The sequence below is a fragment of the Brevibacterium sp. 239c genome (genome assembly GCF_900169365.1).
Classification (GTDB): Bacteria; Actinomycetota; Actinomycetes; order Actinomycetales; family Brevibacteriaceae; genus Brevibacterium.
In genome coordinates this window covers 1-6662 of the sequence record NZ_FXZH01000043.1, presented here as the reverse complement: position 1 = coordinate 6662, position 6662 = coordinate 1, and the positions used below count along the sequence as shown (strand labels likewise).

Annotated in this window: 8 protein-coding genes; 4 read left to right on the top strand and 4 right to left on the bottom strand. The window is 59.2% G+C overall.

The genetic code is table 11. The features are described from left to right. Positions 1 to 89 precede the first annotated feature (89 nt). The 3 genes from BSP239C_RS20100 to BSP239C_RS20090 all read right to left on the bottom strand — a co-directional run bounded on the left by BSP239C_RS20100 (position 90) and on the right by BSP239C_RS20090 (position 3331). On the bottom strand, positions 90 to 1172 hold the full coding sequence (locus BSP239C_RS20100; RefSeq protein WP_101575070.1) for an FAD-binding oxidoreductase: 1083 nt from the start codon (positions 1170 to 1172) through the stop codon (positions 90 to 92). A 66-nt stretch (positions 1173 to 1238) separates the two neighbouring features. Further along, the gene (locus BSP239C_RS20095) at positions 1239 to 2108 is read right to left on the bottom strand and encodes an alpha/beta hydrolase (protein ID WP_101575069.1); all 870 of its coding nucleotides are present in this window, start codon (positions 2106 to 2108) and stop codon (positions 1239 to 1241) included. Continuing rightward, entirely contained in the window at positions 2108 to 3331 is a 1224-nt protein-coding gene (locus BSP239C_RS20090; RefSeq protein WP_101575068.1) for an amidohydrolase family protein, read from the bottom strand. The genes BSP239C_RS20095 and BSP239C_RS20090 overlap by 1 nt, the downstream gene beginning before the upstream one ends. Positions 3332 to 3461: 130 nt before the next feature. Here BSP239C_RS20090 and BSP239C_RS20085 point away from each other — a divergent pair, with 130 nt between their 5' ends. Continuing rightward, entirely contained in the window at positions 3462 to 3980 is a 519-nt protein-coding gene (locus BSP239C_RS20085) for a TetR family transcriptional regulator (RefSeq protein ID WP_219618941.1), read from the top strand. Positions 3981 to 4243: 263 nt separating this feature from the next. Here the strand turns inward: BSP239C_RS20085 and BSP239C_RS20615 are convergent, their stop codons facing one another. After that, a complete protein-coding gene (locus BSP239C_RS20615) occupies positions 4244 to 4819 on the bottom strand; it encodes a hypothetical protein (protein WP_145997522.1) in 576 nt (191 codons plus the stop codon). A 140-nt stretch (positions 4820 to 4959) separates the two neighbouring features. On the opposite strand from BSP239C_RS20615, the gene BSP239C_RS20870 reads away from it, so the two are divergent. The 3 genes from BSP239C_RS20870 to BSP239C_RS20990 all read left to right on the top strand — a co-directional run. Further along, complete coding sequence (locus tag BSP239C_RS20870) at positions 4960 to 5115, top strand: hypothetical protein (RefSeq protein WP_180959125.1); 156 nt, start codon at positions 4960 to 4962, stop codon at positions 5113 to 5115. A gap of 38 nt (positions 5116 to 5153) precedes the next feature. Further along, a complete protein-coding gene (locus tag BSP239C_RS20075) occupies positions 5154 to 5840 on the top strand; it encodes a hypothetical protein (RefSeq protein ID WP_101575065.1) in 687 nt (228 codons plus the stop codon). A 54-nt stretch (positions 5841 to 5894) separates the two neighbouring features. Beyond that, positions 5895 to 6662 (top strand): hypothetical protein (locus BSP239C_RS20990; protein ID WP_219618940.1); only part of this gene is annotated, 768 nt, incomplete at its 3' end.

The following is a 6662-nucleotide window of genomic DNA, read 5'->3' as shown; positions in this document are numbered from 1 at the left end:
GGCTCTGGCAAGGTCCCAAAGGCACTCGACCTGCCTGAGACCGCCTGGATCAACAAACCCGAAGAATCAGTCGTCGATCAGCAAGCCGCCTAACTCCCTTTGGTCTCATTCACCTTGACAACTTCCGACCGCGGCACGCAAACATCCTCTGTCAGCAGTGGCATCAGTCTCTCCAGTGCCGTGTAGGCTAGTCGACGTGCCTCGAAGAGAGCCTCGGCCTCTGTCTCATCTGTCGACTTCTCGGCCCACTGTGCGCCGGCAGTCTCGAACTCATCCACCATCGCCTCGGCCTCGACGGCGCCGGCGGAACCAGGGATATCGATCTTCGCCAACAGTAGTGCGGTGGCATCGGGTTCGAGGCCGAGGTGCTTCCAGTCTTCGACCGCCTGCAGGCATTCTCGGTCCAAGAGTTCGAGTGCAGCCGGCTGCAGTCCGCGTCGGATCACACCTCCCACCGCTCGACCGGCCTCGGAGAGACTGGCAAAGGCACCGATGACCGTTCGGGCGGGCTCGGAGATCGCCGGGCGCAGCTTCACGGTGATCTCGCTGATGATGCCGAAGGTTCCTTCGGACCCGACAAAGAGGCCCGCGAGATCATAGCCCGCGACTCCTTTGGTCGTACGTCTGCCGAACTGGACGACCTTCCCATATTCCCCTGCCGGACCGCCCATGACCACCTGGACGCCGAGCACGTAGTCGCGGGTGACGCCGTATTTGAGACAGCAGAGCCCCCCGGCATTGGTCGAGACGTTCCCGCCGATCGTCGACCACGGGGCACTGGCCGGGTCGGGCGGGTACCAGAGACCGTGTTCGGCCACAGCGGCGGTGAGATCGTCGTTGACGACGCCGGGTTGAACGACGGCGAGATGATTCTCCGCATCGATCTCAATGATCGCGTTCATGCGCGAAAGATCGATGATGAGGCAGTCATCGACCGCGTTGGATCCGCCTGAGAGCCCAGTTCCTGCGCCACGGGCGACGATGGGAACGCCATTGGCGGCGCAGACTCGGACGGCCGCGGCGACTTCTTCGGTCGAGCGCGCACGGAGGGCAGCAAGTGCCCGTCCTGTGGGTGCCCATTCTGCTTCATCGCAGCTTAAGCTTTGCAGAATGTCCGGATCGGTGATCAGATCTGCGTCGGGAAGGTCCTCACGCAGGCGGTCGATCAGCACTCTTCCGCTCCTCTTCCCTCAGTCCTGACTGCTAGGCACCTGGTTAGCCCCAGGAGTTTGCACTTCTCAGCGCGCATGGCACGTTTTCAGGTAGCTGAGGAACGAGGCTTGAACCCCTGTGACGTGTGTTTCCCGGAGGATCGTTCGTGTCATGTCTGACGAGCACCCGTTCTTGTGGAGTTGTTCCATGACATCGAGGACATTGCGTGACATTCCTCGGTAGATTGCGATGTCGCCCATGATTTCGTTTTCGTTGAGCGTGATGTGTAACTTCTTAGCCGGCGATACTTTGTTTAGCTCGGGCAGACCCGAGACGAGATCGAACACCTTGCTCTCCGGGGAGGTCACTCCGGGGCTGCCAGCCCCGAAGGTCGAGAAAATGGTGGTGCCGCGCAAGTACGCATAGAGCGCGAAGAGACCACCGTAGGAGGAACCGAAGAGTCCGTGCCCCGTGGCACTTACGTTCAGGCGCGACTGCAGGTGAGGGTGGAGCTCCTCGGTGATGAAGTCGAGGAAGACGTCCGCATGTGTCTCCGCGAGCATGGCCAGGTAGTCATCGACTTGTTCCTGCGTCATCGACCCGGAGTCTCGAGCTGCTGTCAGAGTAGCGATCATTTCGTCGTTGACTGGCTCTCCCGGGGGCACCAGGTCACGGTTGCGCAGCGTTGCCCAATCGCCGGCTTCGGCACCGGTATAGCCGATGCTGATCTGGATATACGGGGCAACAGACAGGTATGGGTCTGCCTGGGTCACGTTCAGCGGCGCGGTCAGGCCGACCGCCCAGTTTCCGTCCACAACGTAGATCAGCGGAAGCGGCTGGTCGGGCTCTGCGTTAGTGGGTGGAGCGGTGACCCAGATTCCGTAGTTGTTGCCGGACTCCGCTGTGATCTCGAAATACTCCGTGTCGGGTAGATTCCCGTGCAACACCTTGCTCATCAGTTCTCCTTCTTCATTAGTCGACCGTCCTTGATGACGATCGCGGCCATTGCCGGATCGGCGAATCTGCTTGCATCCTGCAGCGGATCCTCTCTCCAAGCGACCATGTCTGCGAGCATTCCCTCGCCGATCTTTCCTACGGTTTCTCCGACCCCCAGTATCTGAGCGTTGACGCTGGTCGCCGACACGAGTGCACGCATAGGCGTCTCGAGCGCTGCGCGCAGTCGCAGTTCTTCGCCGCGGCGTGCCTGATTTGGGCCGATGAGATCTGAACCCAGCCCGACCCGCAGCCCTGTCTCGGTGGCGATACGCAGCGCTGATGCCATCCGCTCGCGGACTCCGGCGATGCGGTCGCGAGCTTCGGAACCGAGGCCCATCGCCTCGGTGTCAGCGAGTTGCTCGACGACGGCGAAGGTGGGGATGAGCGCCACGTCGTGCTCGCGCATCAGCTCGGCGGTTTCGACGTCAATGTCAGTCCCGTGCTCGACGCAGCGAACGCCGGCGAGCACGGCATTGCGGATTCCTCCGTTGTTGTGGGCGTGCACCGTGACATAAGTACCCCGTGCAGAAGCCTCCTCGACCGCGACCGCGATCTCTTCGACCGAGAACTGCGTGTCATCGAGATGGTCATTGCCTCCGACAACCCCTCCAGTGACACACAATTTCAGGAATGTTGCTCCCCGGCGGAAAGACTCGCGTACATTGCGTCGCAGCTCTCCGGCGTCACCGGACATCAGCGACAATGCGCACAGTCCCGGTACATGGTGCTGTGTCCATAGGTCTGTCGGTTCCCATGCGCTTCCGTAGTACCCGTGGCCACCCGTCTGGCACTGCACCGGTCCGCAGCTGAGCACACGTGGCCCGCGCACCTTCCCCTTCTTGATGACCTCGACGACTCCGCCGTCGATTCCGCCGGTATCGCGAACCGTGGTAAATCCCGCATCGAGGGCATCGCCCGCGCAGGTGAAGATGTCGGCTGCGATCTCTGCTGCTGAGAGCTGGAATCCGAATTGAGCGGTGATAGGGCTCGAAACGCCGAGATGCACATGGGCATCGATGAGACCGGGTGTGAGGACCCGGCCCTGCAGCTCTATCGTTTCTGCTCCCGGCGGAGCATCTCCCAGTGCGGTGATCGTGTCATCGGTGACGCGCACGTCGACTCGTGAGGGCGCAGATCCTGTGCCGTCGGCAACGGTGCCGCCGGTGAGCCAGTACTCATTCATAGAATTTTCCCTTTGATCGAGAATGAACTAAACAGTGGTGAGTTCAGTGTGATGTAATCTACTCAACAGTGGTGAGTTCGTCAAGGGAGATAATGTGAGATCGCCGGTAGGACAGGGAAGGGAGCGGCTGATGCACGCTCTCTTCAACGAATTCGGTAGCAACGGCCCGTCGGCGAATCTCTCGATGAGACAGATCGCCGATCGTCTGGGTGTGCACCACACCCTGCTGACATACCATTTCGGCTCTCGCCCGGCATTGCTAGCCGCCGTACTGTCGGAAGCGCGCAACCGCGACAACCGCTCCTTCATAGCTGCCGGCGACAGGGATTTCACGAGTCTGTGTCGAGCAATCTGGGATTTCTACTCGAACGAGTCAGCGCGCTTGCGTACACAGACCTTCTTCCACCTGGCCGGCCTGGCCGTCTACGATCGCGATGCCTACAGTGAGTTCGTCGCTGACCTCGACACACTCACACAGCTTCTCGCGGCAGCTGCTTCCCGGGACGGGATGGCACCGGGTGCTGCACGGGACCAGAGCCTCTTCGCTGTGGCAGGTATTCGGGGATTGTTGCTGCAGGAGTTGCTGACCCCGGAGATCAATATTGACGGAGCGGCGGAAAGGCTTTTCGAGTCCCTCGAGCACGGCTGATTTGGATTTCACGCATGGCATCGACTGCTGCGCCTACTTGGTGGAGTCAACTTGTTGTCGCAACGATGTTGTCCCCAAGGTACCGATTGAACAGTTTGTTGACCCTATTGAGTCAGCTAATTGTCATGCCACCACTGCACCTTAGGAACCTCATGACAGCTTCTGCCATGCTTACCTCCACCGCCTCGCGCTTGGAACGCACCCCCGCTTAACCAACGTCGTCAACAACTGCGCGTGATCGTCTATCTTCAGACGGCGCGAGTCTAGTAGGAGATACTCGGTGCGAACAAGCCTCCAACGATGGCCACGTATCCAAGTCCCAAATGGGCACAGGCCACGACGGAGTGGCCTATGACTATCGTCCATCTTCTGACTGGTGACATGCCGAACTCGGTGGCTGGGGCACGAACGGTGCTGAGTACGATCGCTGATGCAGGCGCGGCGCCGAGGACGGCGATCGCAGTCAGCAGCTGTGCGGATCGGATCACGAGTCCATCGGGAGGCAGTGAATCATTGAGGAGTGGTTGTGCAACTAACCACCAGAACACCAAGCAACCAACAAAAGCGAACTGGGTGAACAGAAGAGAGAGACGCAACTTCTTGTTTCGCGTATCCCGGTTAGCAGTTATTCGATTGATCCAGCGGATAAGAACGGTGAAAGGTCGTCCCAGAAGGGCAAGGAGAACAACCCCGGCGGAAAACAACGCGACCGGCAGGAGCAACGTTGCAGAAGGAGGCATGGGCAGCAAAGTGAACGCAGCATTGAGCCCGATGGCTTGCACTTGACCGGCGTCTTGGTTAACAGCAATCCGTCGCTGTCCATCGACTTCTTGCCACACCCACGGTTCTACTTCAACGAAGGTCGCGGGAGTGCCGTCACTTTTTGTGATCGCTGAGATTTGAAGCGTTCGGGACTGATGCAGGGTGTGGTGACATCTGATCTGGCTTGTTCTCAGGCAAGCCTGGAAGGATAGACACCATGCCTCAGCCCTACCCGAAAGAGTTCCGCGATGACGTCGTCCGTGTGGCTTTGAACCGCGACGAGAAGACTACGATCGCCCAGATCGCCAAGGACTTCGGTGTCCACGAAGGCACCATCTCGAAAACAGTATCGAAAAGTACGAAGAGTTCTTGACTTACAACTTTCCTCACTTGGCTAGAGAGGTGAGCTGAATGGCCGATATTTCCGATGAAGTTCGACGTGTGGCGGCCTGGGTTCCGTTGCGTCCTGAGGAGGACGAGGAGTTTTGGACCCAGGAGGTGCTTGAAGAGTTTTCGGCGCAGTTGGATGCGATTAAGACTCCGATGACTCGGGCTGAGCAGGAAGCGTTAGTGCCTCTGCTGCTGACGAGTGAAGACATCGATCTGTTCGGAGTGATGTGGAAGGTCGTCCATCTGTTTGAGGAAAGCAGTCAGGACTTGAAGTGGTTACCGACGGGAGTGGGCACGTGGGCTCGGGTCGTGGCGCGCGGGCTTGGCCCGCGGAAATGGGAGCCACTTGACGACCAGTCCGTGGTTCGTCCTCAGATTGCGAGGATGGCTGCCTGGGCACCGGCCCCACCAGACTCGGATAGAGAGTTTTGGACGCAGGAGCGCTTGGATGCGTTCGGCGAGGACCAGGACGCATGCCCATACCCCTTGACCCGAGCAGAACAAGAAGCCCTAGTCCCTTTGCTCAACGTCGATAAGCGGAGGACATCGGTTGAGGGTGAACTTTTGCTACTGGCTGATTTGATGCAAGACGGTCCAGTTGAAATTTCGCATCTGCCTAATATTGAGGGTACGTGGTTGGCGTGGACGCATTCGACACGCCGATTTGAGGAAGGCAAGAAGAGGATCGATGCCAAAAGGAAGCGATGATCAGCGCTACACGGCTATCACGTTTCCGGAACTGTCGGATAGGCGCGGCTCTACGTGAATAATTTATCGGAGACCGTTGCACGTGTGGCGGCCTGGGTTCCGTTGCGTCCTGAGGAGGACGAGGAGTTTTGGTCCCAGGAGGTGCTTGAAGAGTTTTCGGCGCAGTTGGATGCGATTAAGACTCCGATGACTCGGGCTGAGCAGGAAGCGTTAGTGCCTCTGCTGCTGACGAGTGAAGACATCGATCTGTTCGGAGTGATGTGGAAGGTCGTCCATCTGTTTGAGGAAAGCAGTCAGGACTTGAAGTGGTTACCGACGGGAGTGGGCACGTGGGCTCGGGTCGTGGCGCGCGGGCTTGGCCCGCGGAAATGGGAGCCACTTGACGACCAGTCCGTGGTTCGTCCTCAGATTGCGAGGATGGCTGCCTGGGCACCGGCCCCACCAGACTCGGATAGAGAGTTTTGGACGCAGGAGCGCTTGGATGCGTTCGGCGAGGACCAGGACGCATGCCCATACCCCTTGACCCGAGCAGAACAAGAAGCCCTAGTCCCTTTGCTCAACGTCGATAGCGAGCAAAATAGCAGATCCGAAAGAGAGATCGCGGCAGTGGCCGACCTGGTGCAGGAGGGCCCGGTTGATATCACACACATTCCGGATGTGAAAGGCACATGGTTGGCGTGGACGCATTCGACACGCTGTCAACGGCCATTAGGAATTGCCCACGGGCGGACACGAAAAGTGCCCGCTGATGGCCACCAGAACTGCCCACGGGCGGCCACGTTTTCTGCCCATCCACTTATTTGTGTCCGGCCGCGACCACCA

What these genes read in the sequence shown, in the direction of transcription:
- BSP239C_RS20095 (WP_101575069.1), bottom strand. Translation starts at nt 2,108, where the DNA reads ATGAGCAAGGTGTTGCACGGGAATCTACCCGACACGGAGTATTTCGAG.
- BSP239C_RS20090 (WP_101575068.1), bottom strand. Translation starts at nt 3,331, where the DNA reads ATGAATGAGTACTGGCTCACCGGCGGCACCGTTGCCGACGGCACAGGA.
- BSP239C_RS20085 (WP_219618941.1), top strand. Translation starts at nt 3,462, where the DNA reads ATGCACGCTCTCTTCAACGAATTCGGTAGCAACGGCCCGTCGGCGAAT.
- BSP239C_RS20870 (WP_180959125.1), top strand. Translation starts at nt 4,960, where the DNA reads ATGCCTCAGCCCTACCCGAAAGAGTTCCGCGATGACGTCGTCCGTGTG.
- BSP239C_RS20075 (WP_101575065.1), top strand. Translation starts at nt 5,154, where the DNA reads ATGGCCGATATTTCCGATGAAGTTCGACGTGTGGCGGCCTGGGTTCCG.